General features: G+C 61.6%; 18 protein-coding genes. 7 read left to right on the forward strand and 11 right to left on the reverse strand.

Features of this window, described 5'->3' with window-relative positions; all coding sequences use genetic code 11:
• Positions 1–10 precede the first annotated feature (10 nt).
• The 5 genes from odhB (at position 11) to DL86_RS16100 (ending at position 4,306) form a co-directional block, all read left to right on the forward strand.
• The gene (odhB, locus tag DL86_RS16080; RefSeq protein ID WP_036263975.1) at positions 11–1,255 is read left to right on the forward strand and encodes a 2-oxoglutarate dehydrogenase complex dihydrolipoyllysine-residue succinyltransferase; all 1,245 of its coding nucleotides are present in this window, start codon (positions 11–13) and stop codon (positions 1,253–1,255) included.
• 205 nt (positions 1,256–1,460) lie between these two features.
• On the forward strand, positions 1,461–1,712 hold the full coding sequence (locus tag DL86_RS16085) for a DUF4160 domain-containing protein (protein WP_036263507.1): 252 nt from the start codon (positions 1,461–1,463) through the stop codon (positions 1,710–1,712).
• Complete coding sequence (locus DL86_RS16090; RefSeq protein WP_036263509.1) at positions 1,709–1,999, forward strand: DUF2442 domain-containing protein; 291 nt, start codon at positions 1,709–1,711, stop codon at positions 1,997–1,999. The genes DL86_RS16085 and DL86_RS16090 overlap by 4 nt, the downstream gene beginning before the upstream one ends.
• A 77-nt stretch (positions 2,000–2,076) precedes the next feature.
• Positions 2,077–3,474: a dihydrolipoyl dehydrogenase gene (gene lpdA / locus DL86_RS16095; RefSeq protein WP_036263512.1), complete on the forward strand. Its 1,398-nt coding sequence runs from the start codon at positions 2,077–2,079 to the stop codon at positions 3,472–3,474.
• 70 nt (positions 3,475–3,544) lie between these two features.
• The gene (locus DL86_RS16100; protein WP_036263514.1) at positions 3,545–4,306 is read left to right on the forward strand and encodes a class I SAM-dependent methyltransferase; all 762 of its coding nucleotides are present in this window, start codon (positions 3,545–3,547) and stop codon (positions 4,304–4,306) included.
• 243 nt (positions 4,307–4,549) lie between these two features.
• Here the strand turns inward: DL86_RS16100 and DL86_RS16105 are convergent, their stop codons facing one another.
• The gene (locus DL86_RS16105) at positions 4,550–5,248 is read right to left on the reverse strand and encodes an alpha/beta hydrolase (protein WP_036263517.1); all 699 of its coding nucleotides are present in this window, start codon (positions 5,246–5,248) and stop codon (positions 4,550–4,552) included.
• Between the two features lie 264 nt (positions 5,249–5,512).
• Between DL86_RS16105 and DL86_RS20630 the strand changes: the two genes are divergently transcribed.
• Positions 5,513–5,863, forward strand: coding sequence for a hypothetical protein (locus DL86_RS20630; protein ID WP_245276402.1), 351 nt, complete (start codon positions 5,513–5,515; stop codon positions 5,861–5,863).
• Between the two features lie 56 nt (positions 5,864–5,919).
• On the opposite strand, the gene DL86_RS18900 is transcribed toward DL86_RS20630, so the two are convergent.
• The 3 genes from DL86_RS18900 to gyrB all read right to left on the reverse strand — a co-directional run bounded on the left by DL86_RS18900 (position 5,920) and on the right by gyrB (position 9,925).
• Complete coding sequence (locus tag DL86_RS18900) at positions 5,920–6,765, reverse strand: hypothetical protein (protein ID WP_051953593.1); 846 nt, start codon at positions 6,763–6,765, stop codon at positions 5,920–5,922.
• A gap of 264 nt (positions 6,766–7,029) precedes the next feature.
• Complete coding sequence (msrB, locus tag DL86_RS16120; protein ID WP_036263983.1) at positions 7,030–7,431, reverse strand: peptide-methionine (R)-S-oxide reductase MsrB; 402 nt, start codon at positions 7,429–7,431, stop codon at positions 7,030–7,032.
• Positions 7,432–7,462: 31 nt separating this feature from the next.
• A complete protein-coding gene (gene gyrB, locus DL86_RS16125; RefSeq protein ID WP_036263520.1) occupies positions 7,463–9,925 on the reverse strand; it encodes a DNA topoisomerase (ATP-hydrolyzing) subunit B in 2,463 nt (820 codons plus the stop codon).
• A 397-nt stretch (positions 9,926–10,322) separates the two neighbouring features.
• Here gyrB and DL86_RS16130 point away from each other — a divergent pair, with 397 nt between their 5' ends.
• Positions 10,323–10,577, forward strand: coding sequence for a hypothetical protein (locus DL86_RS16130; protein WP_036263523.1), 255 nt, complete (start codon positions 10,323–10,325; stop codon positions 10,575–10,577).
• 116 nt (positions 10,578–10,693) lie between these two features.
• Here DL86_RS16130 and DL86_RS16135 read toward each other — a convergent pair whose 3' ends face one another.
• From DL86_RS16135 to htpG, 7 genes are all read right to left on the reverse strand, one after another.
• Positions 10,694–11,116, reverse strand: a complete 423-nt coding sequence (locus DL86_RS16135; protein WP_036263986.1) for a hypothetical protein — start codon at positions 11,114–11,116, stop codon at positions 10,694–10,696.
• A gap of 212 nt (positions 11,117–11,328) precedes the next feature.
• The gene (locus DL86_RS16140) at positions 11,329–11,817 is read right to left on the reverse strand and encodes a hypothetical protein (protein WP_036263525.1); all 489 of its coding nucleotides are present in this window, start codon (positions 11,815–11,817) and stop codon (positions 11,329–11,331) included.
• A gap of 208 nt (positions 11,818–12,025) precedes the next feature.
• Complete coding sequence (gene clpB / locus DL86_RS16145) at positions 12,026–14,623, reverse strand: ATP-dependent chaperone ClpB (RefSeq protein WP_036263528.1); 2,598 nt, start codon at positions 14,621–14,623, stop codon at positions 12,026–12,028.
• A 309-nt stretch (positions 14,624–14,932) separates the two neighbouring features.
• Positions 14,933–15,184: a GCG_CRPN prefix-to-repeats domain-containing protein gene (locus tag DL86_RS20885; RefSeq protein WP_084572974.1), complete on the reverse strand. Its 252-nt coding sequence runs from the start codon at positions 15,182–15,184 to the stop codon at positions 14,933–14,935.
• 116 nt (positions 15,185–15,300) lie between these two features.
• Positions 15,301–16,269: a DUF4167 domain-containing protein gene (locus DL86_RS18905; protein WP_084572975.1), complete on the reverse strand. Its 969-nt coding sequence runs from the start codon at positions 16,267–16,269 to the stop codon at positions 15,301–15,303.
• 718 nt (positions 16,270–16,987) lie between these two features.
• Positions 16,988–17,881, reverse strand: a complete 894-nt coding sequence (prmC, locus tag DL86_RS16155) for a peptide chain release factor N(5)-glutamine methyltransferase (RefSeq protein ID WP_245276403.1) — start codon at positions 17,879–17,881, stop codon at positions 16,988–16,990.
• Positions 17,878–19,818 (reverse strand): molecular chaperone HtpG, encoded by a 1,941-nt coding sequence (gene htpG / locus DL86_RS16160; RefSeq protein ID WP_036263531.1) that lies wholly within the window; start codon positions 19,816–19,818, stop codon positions 17,878–17,880. The genes prmC and htpG overlap by 4 nt, the downstream gene beginning before the upstream one ends.
• Positions 19,819–19,899 lie beyond the last annotated feature (81 nt).

The raw sequence follows: 19,899 nt of genomic DNA on the forward strand, positions 1-19,899 counted from the left end.
CGTGACCGACATGACGACCGAAATCCGAGTTCCGACTTTGGGGGAATCCGTCACCGAAGCGACCGTTGGACGATGGTTCAAGAAGGCGGGCGATCAGGTCAAGGCGGACGAGCCGATCGTCGAGCTCGAAACGGACAAGGTCACCCTTGAGGTGAACGCCCCGGCCGCAGGCGTCCTGGCGGAGATCGCCGCCAAGGATGGCGCGACAGTCGGCGTCGGCGCGCTGCTCGGCCAGATCGCTGAAGGCGCCGCAGCGCCAGGCAAACCTGCCGCCGCAGGACCGATCGCGCCGCCTGCCGCCCCCGCATCTGAACCAGCGCCGGCCGTCGCGCCGGCCATTGCGGCGCCCTCGACGCCGCCCGCTTCGCCCGCCGCCGCCAAGATCGCCGCCGATCATGGCTTTGATCCGGCCCTGGCCGAAGGATCGGGCAAGCGCGGCCAGGTTTTGAAGGGCGATGTCCTCGATTATATCGCCAGACCCCAGGCGCCGGCTTCAGCGCCCCAGCCGGTTCCCGCTCCGGTTCAGGTCCGCGCCCCCGCGCCGGTTTCGGACGCGGCGCGCGAGGAGCGCATCCCCATGACGCGGCTGCGCCAGACCATCGCGCGGCGGCTGAAGGAAGCGCAAAACACCGCCGCCATGCTGACGACCTTCAACGAGGTCGACATGACCGAGATCATCGGGTTGCGTGGCAAATACAAGGATGTGTTTGAGAAAAAGCACGGCTCCAAGCTTGGCTTCATGGGGTTTTTCGTCAAGGCCTGCGTCGGCGCGCTGAAGGAGATTCCGGCGGTCAACGCCGAGATCGACGGCAATGATCTTATCTACAAGAACTATTACCACCTCGGCATAGCGGTCGGCTCCGACAAGGGCCTTGTCGTGCCGGTTGTGCGCGACTGTGACCAGCTCGGCCTCGCGGCCATCGAGAAGACCATCGCCAATCTCGGCAAACGCGCGCGAGACGGGCAGCTTAAAATCGAGGAACTGCAGGGCGGCACTTTCACGATCACCAATGGCGGGATCTACGGTTCGCTGATGTCGACCCCGATTCTCAACGCGCCGCAATCGGGCATTTTGGGCATGCACAAAATTCAAGAGCGCCCGGTGGTCGTCAACGGCAAGATCGAGATCCGCCCGATGATGTATCTCGCGCTCAGCTACGATCACCGCATTGTCGACGGCAAGGAGGCGGTGACGTTTCTCGTCCGCGTCAAGGAGGCGCTGGAAGATCCAGCGCGGCTTGTTTTGGATTTGTGACATCGAAGGCAGCGGGGCAATCTGCGGCGTCTTGGTTTTGCAAACTGGCGTTTTCTCCGCTGCCTCATGGAGTGATCCCCATATGGTCAGACGGTTGAGCTGTTCTCCACGAGGTTTGGCGCCTCGTCGAAATAGCGACCGAGACCACCGTCAAATTTCGTACAATCGGCCCGGACTCCGATTGATCATTTCCGGGAATAGTAGGATGCCGACAGTAGCCATTATAGATGGCGTGAAAATCCAGTTCTTTTTCGACGAACACCCACCGCCGCATTTCCACGCTGTTTTTGCTGAATTTGTGGCGCAGATCCAAATTGATCCTCCGAAGGTCTTGCGCGGATCGCTGCCACCAACGAAGTTTGCAGCGGTGCTTGCCTGGGCGGCGAGGAATCGAGACGAGTTGATGTGCGCTTGGGCTGCTCTCGCAACCGGACAGAAGCCAACGAGGCTGCAATGAGCGAGATCATTCGAATAAGATCCGTCGAGCCTGTCCTTTATGGCGTCATCAAAGTCATTTGGTTAGATGGCTACGAAGCGATCGTCGACCTGCGCCCAGTGATCGCCGAAGGGGACGCTTTTGGATTTCTCCGCAGCTCTCCCGAACGCTTCCAGACCGTGAAGCTCGCCGAGTTCGGGCACGCAATTTATTGGCTCGACCATGAGGGCGACGAAATCGACTTTGGATCGGAGCAGCTTCGCCGCCGCGCCGAACGTCAAGCTGAAATTCTCCGCCTGGCCAGCTAGAACCTATTATTCTGTCGCATTTTCCTGACGCGAACTGCATTCGGTTCGCTTGAGAATGCCCTAACTCCGAAGGTCCCATGTCCTACGATCTCATCGTCATCGGAACCGGCCCCGGCGGCTATGTCTGCGCCATCCGCGCGGCGCAGCTTGGCCTCAAGACCGCCGTCGTCGAAAAGCGCAAGACCCATGGCGGGACCTGTCTCAACATCGGCTGCATTCCTTCCAAGGCCCTGCTCTACGCCTCGGAAAAATTCGAGGAGGCGGGCCATGATCTCGCCGCCCTCGGAATTATCACCGACAAGCCGAAGCTCGATCTCGCCGCCATGATGAAGCACAAGGACGACACCGTCGCCGCCAACGTCAATGGCGTCGGCTTCCTCCTCAAAAAGCACAAGATCGACGCTTTTTTCGGGGTCGGGACGATTACGGCGCCGGGCGAGGTCTTGGTGAAGGCCGACGACGGCGCGACGCAAACGCTTGCCGCCAAAAATATCGTGATCGCCACCGGATCGGATGTCGCGCGGCTTCCCGGCGTCGAGATCGATGAAAAAGCCATTGTCTCCTCGACCGGCGCCCTCAGTCTCGACAAACCGCCGGCGAGACTTCTCGTCATCGGCGCCGGGGTAATCGGCCTCGAACTCGGTTCGGTCTGGTCCCGGCTCGGGAGCAAGGTCACCGTCGTCGAATTTCTGGATCGCATTCTGCCGGGCCTCGATGGCGAAACGGCCAAGCAGTTTCAGCGCATCTTGCAGAAGCAAGGATTTGAATTCCACCTCGGCCACAAAGTCGCGGCGGTCGAGAAGCAAGCAGCGGGTTTGCAGGTTGCGATCGAGCCCGCGGCTGGCGGCGAGAGGTCTATTCTCGAAGCCGATGTCGTGCTGGTCGCGATCGGCCGGCGCCCCGTCACCGAGGGCCTCGGCCTCGAAGCCTTGGGCGTCGCGCTTGATCGCGGCCGCGTCGTGATCGACGACCAATTCGCGACCAATGTCGCCGGGATCTACGCGATTGGCGACGTCGTGCGCGGTCCCATGCTCGCCCATAAGGCCGAGGATGAGGGGATCGCGGTCGCCGAAATTCTCGCTGGCCAGCATGGCCATGTGAATTACGAGGCGATTCCCTCGGTCGTCTACACCATGCCGGAAATCGCTGCGGTAGGCGCGACCGAGGAAGAGCTGCAGGCCAAGGGAACCGCCTATAGGGTTGGCAAATTTCCCTTCACCGCAAACGGCCGGGCGCGGGCGATGCGGCATATGGACGGATTTGTGAAAATCCTCGCAGATGCGGCGACCGACCGCGTTCTCGGCATGCACATCGTTGGCGCCGGCGCCGGCGAACTCATCGCCGAGGCGACCGTGCTCATGGAGTTTTCTGGCTCGGCCGAGGATCTCGCCCGCACCTGCCACGCCCATCCGACCCTGTCGGAAGCGATCAAGGAAGCCGCGCTCGCAGTCGACAAGCGGGCGATCCATATCTGAGGGCTCCAAGTTGGAGCCGGCGCTGGCGTCGGCGCTGGCGTCGGCGGCATCAAGACGCGTAGAAGATTTCATGCACCTCGACGTTGTGGACCTTCGCTCATTTTACGCTTCGCCATTGGGCGAGGTTGCGCAGCGCTTCGTCGGCGAGATGGTGCGGCAGCGCTTCTGCAATTGCACTGGCTATTCGATCCTGGGCGTTGGCTATGCGACGCCTTATCTCGAGATTTTTCGCGAGGAGGCGGTGCGCGTGCTCGCCTTCATGCCGGCCGAGCAGGGCGTCGTGAATTGGCCTTCCTCGGGCCATTCGGCCTCCGCCCTGGTCGAGCCGACGATGATGCCTTTACCGGACAGCTGCATCGACAGGGCGCTCGTCGTCCATGCGCTCGAAATCACCGAACATCCGCGCGATCTTCTCGCCGAAATCTGGCGCATTCTGACGCCGGGCGGCCGGATCATCGTCATCGCGCCGAGCCGCACCGGGCTTTGGGCGCGCATCGACCGCACGCCCTTTGGCCATGGCCAGCCCTATTCGCTCGGCCAATTGCGCGAATTGATGCGCGAGACGCTGTTTTCCCCGACCCATTGGGATGAAGCGCTTTATGTCCCGCCGTTCCAACGGCGCACGCCCTTGCGCTCGGCGCTCGCTTTCGAGCGGATCGGCGCTTATTTCGGGCTGCCTGGCGCCGGCGTTCTGATCGTCGAGGCGACCAAGCAACTCTATCGCCCGGTCGGCCTGCGCCGAATGGCGCACCAGGCGATCCCGCGCTTTCGGCCGGCGCTCGAGCCGCAGCCGATCGGCGTCGCGCCTGCGGTCCGCGCCGACGAAGACTGATGCGCCGCGCGGTGATTAGAGCATTTTCGAGCGAAGTGGATGCCGGTTCGCGTTCAGAAAATGCGACAAAACAAAGACCTAGAGCTGCTTTCCGATTCCGCGGAAACTGAAATCGCTCTAGCGCATGATGCCGAAAAGTGGAAACCGGTTTTCGGACGACATCATGCTCTAACTCTTTGATGAGAGGCGGATTTAAGACTTTGGACGAGATCGCGTTGCGATTCCGTCCAAAGTCATCCGGCTCTAGCGCGCCGCCTTGGCGTCGGGTCCGAGTTTCAGCTTGAGGCATTTTGCGGCGAACAGGCCGCCATGCATGAGGCCGGGGCCGTCGATCCCATGGCCAAGACCGGTCGAAAGATGCCATTGGCAAGGAATGCCGCCCTTGGCCAGAGCCTCCGCCGAAAGAAACAGCGCTTCGGCCGAAATGACATCGTCTCGGTCGCCGTGCACCAGGAGGATCGGCGGAGCCTTGCCCGAAGCGGTGCGGGCTGTCGCCTCGCCCAGATGCTCCGGCCCGACGAGCTCTCCGGAATAGCCGAGAATGCCCGCAGGCGCGTGGGCGCGCCGAAGCCCGACATGGAGCGCCAGCATCGTTCCTTGGCTGAAGCCGACCAGGACCAGATTGGCGTCGTCGAGGCCGTAGCGGTCGAGCTCCGCGTCAAGAAAGGCATGGAGGCCGGGCGCGGCCTTGTTGACGCCGATCCAGCGCTCCTCGGGGTCGCGCATGGTCAAGGCGAACCATTGCCGTCCGCCGGGCGCCAGGGCGCAGGGCTCCGGCGCATGGGGCGAGAGGAAGGCGGCGTCGGGCATGAACCCCTGCCATTGCTTGGCGATCGCAATCAGATCGTTGCCGTCCGAGCCATAGCCATGCAGGAAGACGACGAGCTGCTTCGTCGCGCGGGTCTTCGCGGCAATCCGAGGGCCATCGATCAATAGCGCCATTTGAGCATCCACGATTGTGTTTGGGTTTCTTCCGGCCCATGCGATCTAATTCATTTTGCGTCAAAGCGGAACCGTTTCGGGCTCTGGAAATTGGTTATGCGAGCCTTTTCGCGCTAGAGTATGACGCCGAAAAGTGGAAGCCGGTTTTCGGACGACATCATGCTCTAACTCTTTGATGAGAGGCGGATTTAAGACTTTGGACGAGATCGCGCTGCGATTCCGTCCAAAATCATCCGGCTCTAGGGCGCCGCCGGAGGCATCATCATGCCGTTCAGATTCACATTTGCCGGCCTTGGCGGTCGGGTTTATGCTTATTTTCGCCAGTGGCGCGACGAGATCAAGGCTATTTCAATTCGCCCGGCGGCCGCTAAGGACGAGCGCGCGTCGAAAGGGCCTTCCATGTATATCATCGCCCGCAACATCACTGGCCCGCGCCTTCGCTGCGAAGCCTTGATGGTCGACAAGAAAAGCTTCACCCCTTGGCCGCCGGTAAGCGAGGACGGCTGGCGCCGAGCCTATAAATTCCGCGACCGGCTGATGGCGGAAGTTGTGCGCCTCGAAGCCGATCCGATGGGCGAAGAGCTCAAGGTGATCGAGGCGGTTTATATTCCCTGAGCCGAAACGGCGCGATGCCGCCAGTAGCGCGGGTGCCTGTGTTGCAATTATTGTGGTCAATACAGCATCTTGAGATATTTCATGACCTCGAACCTAGGCATGTAGGGTGTCGATCTAGACCAATTCATTAGCTCCCAATACATTGCCCGCGCTAGATAACTGGTGCAATTATTGGGATAATCAAAACTGTAACTGAGCGATGTCGCCTCGGTTTTTCTGTACGAGCGGACGAATTCCGGTGTCAGGTAATCGTATATGCCCCACCTGATATTATTGAGGAACTCACCGATAGCACTGCTGTGGTAAGCGAATATGTTGGTGTGAAACCACTGATAAAAATCTGGCATAGCCAAGTACGCTTGTTCGATGTCGATCTGATGGCCATTGTCTGCAAGCAGTTTCTTGATCCGACGCGCATTGACGCTCATCCGCGGAAAGCTGTGCTTTGCGATGTCCCCACATATCTTGATGAACGAAATGCGTGATACACGGATCGTGGTTTCGATGTTGATCGCCCCTAGCCACACCTTTTCGACATGACATTCCGCGTCGAGCCAAGTGGCAAATACTTCGACGGGGTCAGCAAGGGCGGCTCCAACCACATTCAGCCGTGGATTTTGGCCGATCAGCCTTAGATAATGGAGAAACGTTCCGGCCGATCCTGACGCGTCTGCCGGAAATACTGGAAGCCCAAGATGATCGTTTTTTGGCTTCGACAGCATGTCGATTAGCAGCACATTAAATAGACGCTGATGTGTTGGTGTCTTGAACACAAGACTCATGTCGCTGGTGCTCGAAAATTTCCTGAATATCTCGTAGTTAACCATGTCGTCGATCAGATCGGTCACTGCCTTAAGAATGATCACTTCGCATTCAAGATCAGTGTAAATATGCGTTGACATGTTCGACCCTAAATTACGCTCTCAGTAGATCCTATCGGAGCCAACTCCTCTTAAGGACGAGATCGCCACGCCAAGGGGGTCAGGCTGGCGGATGAGCGAACATACAAGCGGCACAATACGAACCATAAATCGAATTCGAGCGCCGCGGAGAGCTGCATTGGGCCGACGCCGAAATTTCATCCTGAGACGCTCCTCGTCCGGAATGTCGGGCGATGCGGAGCACATGGCGACGAGAATGCGACGCAAACGTTGCTTGGCGCGACCCTACTCCGGCACAAAATTCATCGCGACGCCGTTGATGCAATAGCGCAAATCCGTCGGCGGCGGCCCGTCGGGAAAGACATGGCCCAAATGCCCGCCGCAGCGGCTGCAATGGACCTCCGTGCGGCGCATTCCGTGGGTGGCGTCTTCCGAGGCCTCGACCGCGCCTTCGATCGGATCGTTGAAGCTCGGCCAGCCGGTGCCACTCTCGAATTTCATTTTCGCCGCAAAAAGGGGCTGACGGCATCCGGCGCAGGCGAAGACGCCGGCGCGCTTTTCATGGTTGAGCGCGCAACTGCCGGGCGCCTCGGTGCCATGGCCGCGCAGAACCTGATATTGCTCCGGCGTGAGAAGCTTACGCCATTCCTCGTCGGTATGTGCAACCTCGAATGTCTTGGCGTGCATGATCCTATGCCCCATCGCCCCAAAACAGCCCTCAAACGTCCAAATTGGCAACGTTCAGGGCGTTCTCCTGGATGAATTCGCGACGCGGCTCGACGACATCGCCCATGAGCTTGACGAAAATATCGTCGGCGTCGTCGCCTTCCTTGATCTTGACCTGCAGCAGGGAGCGGGCGTCGCGGTCCAGCGTCGTCTCCCAGAGCTGTTCGGGGTTCATTTCGCCAAGGCCCTTGTAGCGCTGCATCTGGGAAATGCCTTTTTGTCCGGCCGCCATCACGGCGTCGAGCAGATCGCCCGGACCCGAGACCTGTTTCTCGTCGCCCCGCCGCGCGTATGCCGCCGGCAGGGAGAACACATCATGCAGGCTCAAGGCGTGATCGTTGAGGCGGCGCGCCTCGGCGGAAGCCAAAAGCCCCGCGTCGAGAGTCGCGGCCTGGCGCACGCCGCGAATTTCGCGCGAAAAGACATAGCCGCCACGATCGACCCGCCCTTCCCAGCCGCGCTCCATATCCTCGGCGAGCGCATCGAGCCGCGCCGCGATCGTCGCTGCGAAAGCTTCGGCCTCCGCCTCGCCGTCTGGACCGATCGGCTTCAAGGCGCCGGCGATCGCGGCCTGCTCCACGACGGTGCGATGATAGCGCGAATGCAAGGCGGTCAGTCCCTGCCGCACGATCCGCGCCTCATCGAGGATGGAGCGTAGATCCGCGCCGGCGCGCTCGACGCCGTTCGCCAGCCGCAACACGCCGCCATCGAGGCCATTGCCGATGAGGTAATCCTCCCGCGCCCGCTCGTCCTTCAAATATTGTTCGGAGGCGCCGCGCTTGACCTTATAGAGCGGCGGCTGCGCGATATAGAGATGGCCGCGTTCGATGAGTTCGTGCATCTGGCGGAAGAAGAAAGTCAGCAGCAGGGTGCGGATATGCGAGCCGTCGACATCCGCGTCGGTCATGATGATGATCTTGTGATAGCGCAATTTATCGGGGTTGAAATCGTCGCGCCCGATCCCGGTGCCGAGCGCCGTGATCAGCGTTCCGATCTCCTGGCTCGACAGCATTTTATCGAACCGCGCCCGTTCGACATTGAGGATTTTGCCGCGCAAGGGAAGAACCGCCTGATATTCGCGATTGCGGCCCTGCTTGGCCGAGCCGCCGGCCGAATCGCCTTCGACGAGGAACAGCTCGGCCTTGGCCGGATCGCGCTCCTGGCAATCTGCGAGCTTGCCGGGGAGATTGGCGACGTCGAGCGCGCCTTTGCGGCGGGTGAGTTCGCGCGCCTTGCGCGCCGCCTCGCGCGCCTGCGCCGCCTCCACGACCTTGCCGACGACGGTGCGAGCCTCCTGCGGATGCTCCTCAAACCAATGGCCGAGCATTTCGTTGACGAGGCCCTCGACCACCGGGCGCACCTCCGAAGAGACGAGCTTTTCCTTGGTCTGGGACGAAAATTTCGGGTCGGGAACCTTTACGGAGAGGACGCAAGTCAGGCCCTCGCGGCAATCGTCTCCGGTGAGATCGACCTTCTCCCGCTTGGTCAGGCCCGAGCGATCCGCATAGCCCGTCACCTGACGGGTCAGTCCAGCGCGCAGGCCCGCGAGATGAGTGCCGCCGTCGCGCTGCGGGATGTTGTTGGTGAAGGCGAGCACATGCTCATGATAGGAGTCGTTCCACCACAGGGCGACTTCCACGGTGATATTGTCGCGCTCGCCCTTGATCAGAATAGGCTTTGTGATAAGCGGCGCCTTGGCGCGGTCGAGATAGCGCACGAAGGCCTCGAGGCCGCCGTCGTAGTAAAGCTCCTCCAGCTTGACCTCGGCGCCGCGCGCGTCGGTCAGGTCGATCCGCACCCCGGAATTCAGGAAGGCAAGTTCGCGCAGCCGGTGTTCGATCGTCGCATAGTCATAATCGACCATGGTGAAGGTTTCGGGCGAAGCCATGAAGGTCACTTCGGTGCCGCGCTTGGGCTTGCCGTCGACCATCGGCGCCGGCCCCAGGATCTGCAGCGGCATGGTCGCGTCGCCATGCTCGAAGCCAAGGACATGCTCCTTGCCGTCGCGCCAGATCCGCAGCCGCAACCAAGTCGAAAGGGCGTTCACGACAGAGACGCCGACGCCATGCAGTCCACCCGACACTTTGTAGGAGTTCTGATCGAATTTTCCGCCGGCGTGGAGCTGGGTCATGATGACTTCCGCCGCCGAGACCCCTTCCTCGCTGTGAATATCGGTCGGGATTCCGCGCCCGTCATCGGTGACCGTGACCGACCCTTCAGCGTTGAGAGTGACCGTGACCCGCGTGGCGTAGCCGGCGAGCGCCTCGTCGATAGCGTTGTCGACGACCTCATAGACCATGTGATGCAGACCGGAGCCATCATCGGTATCGCCAATATACATGCCCGGCCGCTTGCGCACGGCGTCGAGGCCGCGCAGCACTTTGATCGAATCGGCCCCGTAATAGGCATCGGCTTCGGGAGTGGACGCCGGCTGCGCGGCGGCGGGTTCTGCCATGGACAATGCGGACTTTCTCATGTTGACGAAGGCGTGATCACGATCTTTGAACTATAGCCTGAGACGGGCTGAAGGTCATGTTTTTTAATGTGTTTTTGTGCGTTTCGCGACGCTTTTCGAGCGATCTGTCCACATCTTGATTGACGCATCTCCGCCCCGAGCGGAGCGGGATCGCGCGAGGTCGAATGCAATCGCTCAGGCCTTGGCCTGAGTCATGCTTTGCTCTTGGCGCCGGTCCTCCAAAAGTTGCCCGGCTTTTTTTCGCGCTGAATCTGCTTCAACGCGTTGATTTTGGGCGTGTTTTTGGCGGATGCGAGGCTTGGCGATCACGCGGGCGAACACATGCGCCGTTTGATCGGGACCCGCTCATGGAAGCATTTTGTAAGGAAAGCAACAGATGACCGACGCACCCGAGGCGCCCGAGGGGTTTTTCATCGACTGGGACGGCAAGACTCGGCCAATCGATCAGCCGGGCAAGGGCCTGCGCTGTGAGGTCGACAAGAAGTCCAAATATGTCATGGTGTTAAATAAATACGGCGGGCTCGATCATGAATCGACCTGGTATCCCACCGTGGCGGATGTCGAAAAAGCCGGCATCAAGGTCATTCACGCCGATCTCACCGAGACGATCAAGATTTCCTCGATCGAGTGACGCGGAGTTCACCCGGCGGCGCCGCTCGGTTGAGCGGCCCGTTCACCTGCTGTGCACTCACCGCCGATCATGAATAAAAGTCCGAACCATCGCTTGCTCGGGCTTTTGATTCATAGTTAGCGCCCAAGCATGCGGTCGCGCGCGCTGACCGGCCGGCTCGGATTGTCCGATAGAGGCCGGATCTGGAATTTCACAATTCGCACGGGAGCGCCGATCGAACAGGAGGTTTCCGCCAGTTTCACATCCATGTCGCCCGGCCCGGCGGAAAAATCGGCGATGACCGCGCCATCAGGCTTCGTCGCGCGCACGAAGAGCGGCACGCCGACATCCTTGCCCGCGACGGGACTTTCCACCGGTTGGAGCGCCTCGCCCTCGAACGCCGGGGAGGCGAGCAGGAATTCCGCCAGAAAGCCGTTGCGAAAGACGGGCTTCTCGGGGCTGGAGGGCTGCGGGCAGGAATAGACGCGCAGGGTCGCCCCCGCCAGCGCCGCCTTGATCTCGTCGATTCCTTGGCCGGCATAGGCTTCAGCGAGCTTCATGCGTGAACGCCTTTCTCGCGAACGAGCGATCGGATGCCCGGCCGTGAAAATAACAAGCCCGACCGCGCACATTTTCTTGTCGCAAATCGGAAAGCCGATTGCGACAAGAAATAAATGCGACAGACCGGCCTATGGCGGCGCTTTCCTGTTTCAAGGACAAAAAAGCGCTTCAGGAAAAGCCCGACCGCCGCACGGAGGATCGGGCTTTGATGTTACTTGGTTTTCCTTGCCGCGAAATCATCATTCCAGGCATAGGTCTGCTCATGCGAGATCTGGCGGGTGCCCATCGATTCGCGCATCTTGTCGGACGCGTTGATCGGCTGAACGCCATTTGGCACGTCGGGGCGGATTTGAAACTTCGTGATCTTGACCGGCGCATCCTTGGAGCAGGACACTTCGGCAAGCTTGATGTCCGAATCGCCAGGTCCGGTGCTGAAATCAGCGATTGTCGCGCCGTCTGGCGTCGTCGCGCGAGAGAACAAGGGCGTTCCGACATTTTTGGCCGGAACCGTTTCCGCGACGACAATATCGCCGTTCAGCGCAGGCGAACCCAATGTGAACTCGGCGAGAAGGCCATTGCGGATGATCGGCTTGTCGGCGGTCAGGGGTTGAGGGCACGAATAAACCCGCAAAGTGGCGCCGGCGAGCGCTTCCTTGATCTCGTCCACGCTCTTATTGGCATAGGCCTCGGCTAGCTGCATCTTTGATCTCCTCTGTTGCAACCACCCGAAAGCCCAGCAAATATCGGACCATCACCTTTGCGACAAAGGCCCAAGACCCGTGGCCCAAGACGAGCGGCCAAGCTGAAGGGTCCAAGACTCCAGCATCTGGCCTCGCAAGCCCTAGCTCCGGACGGATTGCGCCGCATCCGTCCGAAGCATTGGCTGCCGCTGCCGCGCCCTAGCCGCCCTATTCCGCCGCGTGAGCGACTCCCTTTTCGCCGATCACAAGCCCGCTTGCATCCGCGCCGATGACGACCCTCTCGCCGTCATGGATTTCGCCGGCGAGGATCATTTCCGCCAGCGGATCCTGAACGGTCTTCTGAATGACCCGCTTCAAGGGCCGCGCGCCATAGGCCGAATCATAGCCTTTATCGGCAAGCCAGGCGCGGGCTTCCGGCTTCAGCTCCAGGGTGATCTTGCGATCCTCCAGAAGCTTGGCGAGCCGGCCGAATTGGATGTCGACAATGGCCCCCATATCCTCGCGGCGCAGGCGATGGAACAGGATGATCTCGTCGATCCGGTTCAAGAATTCCGGCCGGAAATGCGCCCGCACCACCTGCATCACCTCGGCGTGGACGGCGTTCGAATCCTCCCCTTCTTTCTGAAGCACAAGAAAATCAGCGCCGAGATTGGAGGTCATGACGATCAGCACATTGCGGAAATCGACCGTCCGGCCCTGCCCATCGGTCAGGCGGCCGTCATCGAGCACCTGCAACAGGATGTTGAACACGTCGGGATGAGCCTTCTCGATCTCGTCGAAGAGCAGGACCTGATAGGGCCGCCGCCGGACTGCTTCGGTCAGGGCGCCGCCTTCCTCATAACCGACATAGCCTGGAGGCGCGCCGATCAGCCGGGCCACCGAATGTTTCTCCATATATTCCGACATGTCGATGCGCAGCAGCGCGTTTTCATCATCGAAGAGAAAGCCCGCGAGCGCCTTGGTCAGTTCGGTCTTGCCGACGCCGGTCGGTCCAAGGAACATGAATGAGCCGATCGGACGATTGGGGTCCTGCAAGCCCGCGCGGGCGCGGCGCACCGCGGTCGAGACCGCCTTCACCGCCTCGGCCTGACCGACCACGCGCTTGCCGATCTCCTCCTCCATCTTCAGAAGCTTGTCGCGCTCGCCTTCGAGCATCTTGTCGACCGGAACCCCGGTCCAGCGCGAGACGACCTGGGCGATGTGATCGGGGGTCACCGCCTCGTCGACTAACACGTCGCCGCGTCTCGCCTCGATCTCAACGAGCCGCTTCTCAAGGTCGGGAATGACCCCATAGGTGAGTTCGCCGGCGCGCTGATATTCGCCCCGGCGCTGCGCCTGAACGAGATCATTGCGCGCCGCCTCGAGTTGCTCTTTCAGCTTTTGCTCGGAGCCGAGCTTGTCCTTTTCGGCGCGCCAGCGGGCGGTCAGCGACGTCGCCTTTTCCTCAAGGTCGGCGAGCTCGCCTTCAAGCCTCGCCAAACGGTCTTTCGACGCCGCATCGGTCTCTTTCTTCAAGGCCTCCTGCTCGATCTTCAGCTGGACGATCCGGCGATCGAGTTCATCGAGCTCCTCGGGCTTGGAATCGACCTGCATGCGCAGGCGCGCCGCCGATTCATCGATGAGGTCGATCGCCTTATCCGGCAGGAAGCGATCGGCGATATAGCGGTGCGATAATGTCGCCGCCGCGACGGTCGCGGCGTCGGTGATGCGCACGCCATGGTGCAATTCATATTTTTCCTTGAGGCCGCGGAGGATCGAGATCGTGTCGGCAACGGTCGGTTCGGAGACGAACACCGGCTGGAAACGACGCGCAAGCGCGGCGTCCTTCTCGACATGCTTCCGATATTCATCGAGCGTCGTCGCGCCGATGCAATGGAGTTCGCCCCGCGCAAGCGCCGGCTTCAAAAGGTTCGAGGCGTCCATCGCCCCATCCGCCTTCCCGGCCCCGACAAGCGTGTGCATCTCGTCGATGAACAATATGATGCCGCCCGCCGCCGCAGTGACTTCGTTCAGAATGCTTTTCAGCCGCTCCTCGAACTCGCCGCGATATTTGGCGCCGGCGATGAGCGATCCCATGTCAAGCGCAAGAAGCTTCTTGTCCCGCAGGCTTTCGGGCACGTCGCCATTGACGATGCGCAAGGCGAGCCCCTCGACGATCGCCGTCTTGCCGACGCCAGGTTCGCCGATCAGCACCGGGTTGTTTTTCGTGCGCCGGGACAGGACCTGGATGGTCCGCCGGATCTCCTCGTCGCGGCCGATGACCGGGTCGAGTTTCCCCGCGCGCGCCGACTCGGTCAGATCGCGGGTGTATTTTTTCAAGGCGTCATAAGCGTTTTCCGCCGTCGCATTGTCGGCGGTGCGGCCCTTGCGCAGATCTTCGATGGCTTTGTTGAGATTTTGCGGCGTCAGCCCCGCCTTTTCGAGGATCTTGCCGGCTTCCGAGCTTTTTTCCATGGCGAGGGCGAGCAAGAGGCGCTCGACCGTGACATAGGAATCGCCGGCTTTTTGGGCGATCTGTTCGGCATTCTCAAAAATCCGCGCCGTCGTCGGCGCCATATAAACCTGGCCCGCTCCCGAACCGCCGACCTTCGGCAGCTTCGCCAAGGCGAGTTCGGTCGCGACCAAAGCGTCGCGAGAGCGTCCCCCCGCCCTGTCGATGAGGCCCGCGGCGAGTCCCTCCTCGTCGTCGAGCAAAACCTTCAAAATATGTTCGGGGGTGAGTTGCTGGTTTCCCTCGCGCATGGCGAGCGATTGAGCGCTCTGGATGAACCCGCGCGTTCTTTCGGTGTATTTTTCAATATTCATGGCTATCGCCTCCCGCCCGCGCCATCGCCCCGTGGCGGCAACTGTCGCGGCATCATAACTTGCGCCCCTTGCGGCGGCCTTTCGATTGAAATGTAGGGAAGAAAAGCGCGAGCGGAAGGGCTCTTCGCCGCTAAGCTAACCGCTTCGCTCCAAAATACTTTCATGCAGCCAGAAAGCTGCGGGTCCCGCCGAAGGGTCTTGCTGGATCTCGGCCGGCCAGCACTAAGGCGAGCCAAAATCGCTCCGCCGCCGAAAGGCGGCAAAAGGAAACCCCGCGCAGCGGCGGGGCTTCAAGCCACGAGGGGGTTGTTACCAGCGGCAAACCCGGCGCGGTCCCCAGGGGGACGGCCGGAACCAGCAGCGCCGGCCATAGGGACCCCAGTTGCGCCGGCAACCACCCCAAGGGCCGCGATGCCAACCGGGTCCGCACCCCCCGGCAACCTGCGTAATCATCGAAGGCTGATCGAATGGGACAGGAGCAACCGGAAGCGCCTCGGCGTCAAAAGACGCCAGCATCATCAGAACGCCCGCGGCCGCGGCGACTGCAAATTTTTCAATCATGAAGGATTGCCCTCCCTATTGCCAATGTTCAACGAAAACATCATTCGCCGTCACAGGCAAGCAGAGATGGAAACATCGATTTTCGGTCGCAAAGAAATTTCGGCGCTTGTCCCGGTTCACTCCCCAACGGGGTCCGTGGCGCTGGTCTCTTCACTGTTCGCGGCGTGATCGAGCGCCATTTCCGCCTTGCTGCGCCGCCGCCGGCGCGGGCGGAGATGGTATGAATTCACGTCGTGCTCCGCCTCCGGCTGATCGACCAGGGCGGTGGCGAGGGTCTCGACCGGCGATTCGGTTCCCGTTCCAAGAGGCTCTGCTGGAATGCGCACCGGAGCAGTGATGAAGGCGGGAAGGCCTTTGCGCTCCGCATCCTCGACCGGCGCGCGCTGATCGCCGCGGGGGGGGCCGTCGTTGCGATAGTCGCGCGAACCGCGTCCCTGCCGCTGGCCCCGATTGTCCTGATCCCGGCCGGATCCGCCGCGATCTTGTCCTGAGCGATCTTGGCCCGAGCGATCCGAATAGGAACGGTCCGAATAAGACCTGTCCTGGTAGCCCTTATCTTGGAAGGGCCGCTCTGGACGCTGGTCTTGACGAGGGCCGCGCTCCGGGCGTTCGAAGCCCTGTTTGTCAGGCGCATTGTAGAAAGCGCGGTCCACATTGGGCTGCTGGCCGCCAGAACTCGGCTGGGGGGCGAACGCCGGTTGCGGCGCCGGCGCGAAACGCTCGGGCGGCGAGGCGAACCGGTCGGGAATGCCGGTGAAATCGTCGCCATCGTCGATTTCGTCCGCCAGGGCGTCGCCGGGCTGGCGTTGATAGCCGCTGGCGCTCTGTTGCTGAGCCTGCTGCGCCATGGCGATCAGCCGGAAATAATGTTCGGCATGCTGGAGGTAGCTCTCGGCCGTGACCGGATCGCCCGAGGACTGCGCGTCGCGCGCCAATTGGAGATATTTCTCGCCAATATGATGGGCTGTGCCGCGAATCTTCACATCGGGCCCACTTGACTCGTATGAGCGCGTCAGAGGGTTCGGGCCTTTGCGATTGGTGTTGGGGCGGCCGCGCATGCGTTGTTTGTTCTGTCCTGGTCTCATCGATGATCCCTGAGTGGCATCGTAATCGCAACCCTCGAGCATCGCCGGTTTGGCGCGTCGTTCACGGTCCTATCGGACCTTTGCTTCAAAAACACGAAGGCGCGAGCGAGTGGCGGGCTCTCCAGCCGTTGGCGATTGTGCTCGCGGGACGGCCGCGGCACTGATCTTCGACTCTCGATTCGAAAGAGTCCAAGAGTCTGGGGACACTTACCTCGGTTACGCCGAGCGTCGCAGTGGAGCTGGGCGCGGACATCACCCTAAATGTCCAAGCGCAAAGCAGTCGCGCCGACAAGAGGATCTCAACGCCTGCCTCAGCTCTCCATCGGGAGCCAAAAGGTGTTCCTTGGAAAGGAAACTAGCCGCTTTCGTTTGAAACGCCAAGAGCTTTTCAGAAAATATCTCACTCTCTGGCTTGGGCGTGGCGGATTTGTCACGCTTATCGCGAGGCCCAGAGCGCTTTCAGTTTCCGCGGAATCAGAAAGCAGCTCTAGGCTTTGGTTGGTCACATTTTCCTAACGCGAACCGGTATCCGCTTCGCTCCAAAATGCTCTAGATTTTGGGCGCATCCTGCAAAGAGCCGCCCGGCTTTTCGCTCCGGCGAGCTCCGGTTCATCGACTTTAGGCCGCGTCCCTATCGGCTAGATCGCTAAGGAAGGCATTGCTAGAACCCCAAGCGTCCAAGCCGGTTCCCTCTCCTTAGAACGGAAATTGGCTTTGCTCATGCCCTTGCCGCAATGACCCGCTCGCGGCCGGCCAAATCGCGGCTGACCTCGAAAGCTGCGAGGCCAGCGCCGCGCAAGAGCGCTTCGACGGCCTGGCCCTGCCCCTCGCCGAATTCGAATGCGACCAATCCGCCGGGCTCCATCAGATCCGCCAGAGCGGGAATGATTGCGCGATAGGCGTCGAGGCCGTCGTCGCCGCCGTCAAGGGCGAGGCGCGGATCATGGACCGCGACTTCGGGCTCGAGTCCGCCGATCGCGCCGGCCGCGATATAGGGCGGATTGGAGACAATGAGATCGAACCGTCCGCGCAAGGCCGAGGTCCAGTCGCCGCACAGGATCGCGCCGCGGGACGCCACTCCCAGCGCGTCGAGATTGCGTTGCGCGATGGCGCAGGCTTTCGGCGACACATCGACGCCGACGCCGAAAGCTTGCGGCAGGCATTGCAGCAGAATGCCAAGAATGGCCCCGGATCCGACGCCAAGGTCAAGAATCCGCCAGTTCCTGCCGCTTTCGCCGGCGACATGGCTGAGGACCGCCTCGATCAAGGTTTCCGTGTCCGGGCGCGGATCGAGCACGGGGGAGCCGATCTCAAACCTCGCGCCCCAGAACTCCTTGAAGCCGACAATGCGCGACACCGGCTCGCGGCGCAGCCGCCGCAACGCAAAAGCGCCGACGCGCCCGCACTTGGCCCCCAGCGGGAGGTCCGGATCACGCACGAGACCGGCATGATCGATCCCGAGCGCGGCGCAGAGCAGCACCCGCGCATCGAGGTCGGCGGACGGAATCGCCGCCGCCGCCAAGGCGCGAGCCAGAGCGCGCCGCGCCTCCTCCCGCCCCATCGCGGGTTCGAAGGCCGGCGCCTCGGTTTTCTGGTCGATCCCGAAGCTCACGCCGCAGGCTGACTGGCGGCGCCGAACAGAACCCGGGTTAGCCGGGCCGCAAAATCGGAGGCGTCCGCCGGCTTCTCGCCTTCCACCAGCCGCGCCTCGTCGAAAAGCAGCCAGATGATGTCCTCGACCTTCTGCTTGTCCGGCGCGCCGACCAGGGCCGCCAACGCCAGGATCAGCGGATGGGCGGGATTGACTTCAAGCACCGGTTTCGTCGATGCGCCGAGTTGACCGTGATCGGCGAGCAGCCGCTCGAGCCGGCGGTCCGGTCCATGGTCGGAGGCGACGAGACAGGCCGGGCTCTCGGACAGCCGGTCCGACGCCCGCACGTCCTCAACCGCCTCGCCGAGAGTCTGTTTCATGAGGACAAAGAGGGTCGCAAGACCGGCCGCGGGCGGTTCGTCCGCGGGCTTTTCGGCGCCCTCCTCCTTCTGGAGCGGAATGGATTTAATGTCGGCGGCGCCTTGCGTCACCGACTTATAGGGCTTGCCGTCGAACCCGACCGCCGTCGCGACCCAGAAGGCGTCGATCGGATCGGGCAGGAGCAAGACTTCAATGCCGCGGGCGCGGAAACCCTCGAGCTGCGGACTGGAGCCAAGCCTCTTCAAGTCGTCGCCAAGAAGATAGTAGATCGCGGTCTGATTGGGCTGCAGCCCGGCGACATAGTCCTTGAGGGTCCGGCCCCCTTCCGGATGGGTCGAGGTCGCAAAACGCGCAAGGGAAAAGAGCGCGTCCCGCTTTTCCGGCTCCTCGTAGAGGCCTTCCTTGAGGACCGCGCCGAAATGCTCCCATACCCGCGCGAATTTTTCCGGCTCATGCTCGGCGAGCTTGGTCAACTCCTGCAGAAGGCGATTGGCGACGCCCTTCTTGATGGCCGCGAAGAGCGGGCTTTCCTGGATCATCTCGCGCGAGACATTGAGCGGCAGATCGGCGGAATCGACCACGAGGCGCACGAAGCGCAGCCACCTTGGCAGGACGTCGGCGTCATCCGAAATCAGGACATGGCGGACATAGAGCTTGGCGCGGCCCTGGCGCGCCGGATCGAACAGATCGAACGGCCGCGACCCCGGGATGAAGGCGAGGACGGTATATTCATGGCGCCCTTCGGCGCGCCAATGAACGGTCAGCGCCGGCTCGTCGAACTGGCCGCCGAGATCGCGATAGAACTCGGTATATTCATGCTCTGTAATCGCGCTTTTCGGCTTGGTCCAGAGCGCAACGCCGTCGGTCAGGCGGCGCGGTTCGGCGCCCTCGCTTTCGACAAGTTCGATCGGTGCGGCAAGAGCGCTCGAATGCTCGCGGACGATCCGTTCGATCCGCCCGGCCTCCAGATAATCCTTCGACGCCTCGTTCAAATGCAGGACGACGCGCGCGCCGTGCGCGGGCGCCTCATCGAGCGGCAAAGGCGCGATGGAAAAAGCGCCCTTTCCATCCGAACGCCAGATGAAGGCTTCCTGCGAACCGGCGCGGCGGGTCAGGACATCGACATGGTCCGCGACCATGAAGGCCGAATAAAAGCCGATTCCGAATTGGCCGATCAAGTCCAGGCCGGGCGCGCGGTTTTGACTCTCTTCCGCCTGGTTCTCTTCTGGCGCGCCTTCCCCCTGGGCGCCAAGCCGATCGAGAAAGGCGCGCGTGCCGGACCGCGCGATCGTGCCGAGCTGATCGGCGAGCTCCTCGCGCGTCATGCCGATTCCATTATCTTCGATGGAAAGGGTTTGCGCCGCTTTGTCGATGCCGATCCGGATCACGAAAGGCGCGGCGGCGAGCGCTGGATCCTTGAGCGCGTCATACCGCAATTTCTCACAAGCGTCGGCGGCGTTGGAGAGAAGTTCGCGCAGGAAGATATCGCGGTCTGAATAGACCGAATGCACCATTAGATGCAGAAGTTTCGCGACATCCGCTTGAAACGCTTGAGTTTGGCCCGCGCCTTCAGACATTTCCAACGCCCCCTTCCGGTAAATGATTTTCCTGACCGACAGCCCGCACCGCCTGCGGTCAGCGCAGATATTGGCTTTGCG

Origin of the sequence: Methylocapsa aurea, assembly GCF_000746085.1 — a bacterium.
Classification (GTDB): domain Bacteria; phylum Pseudomonadota; class Alphaproteobacteria; order Rhizobiales; family Beijerinckiaceae; genus Methylocapsa; species Methylocapsa aurea.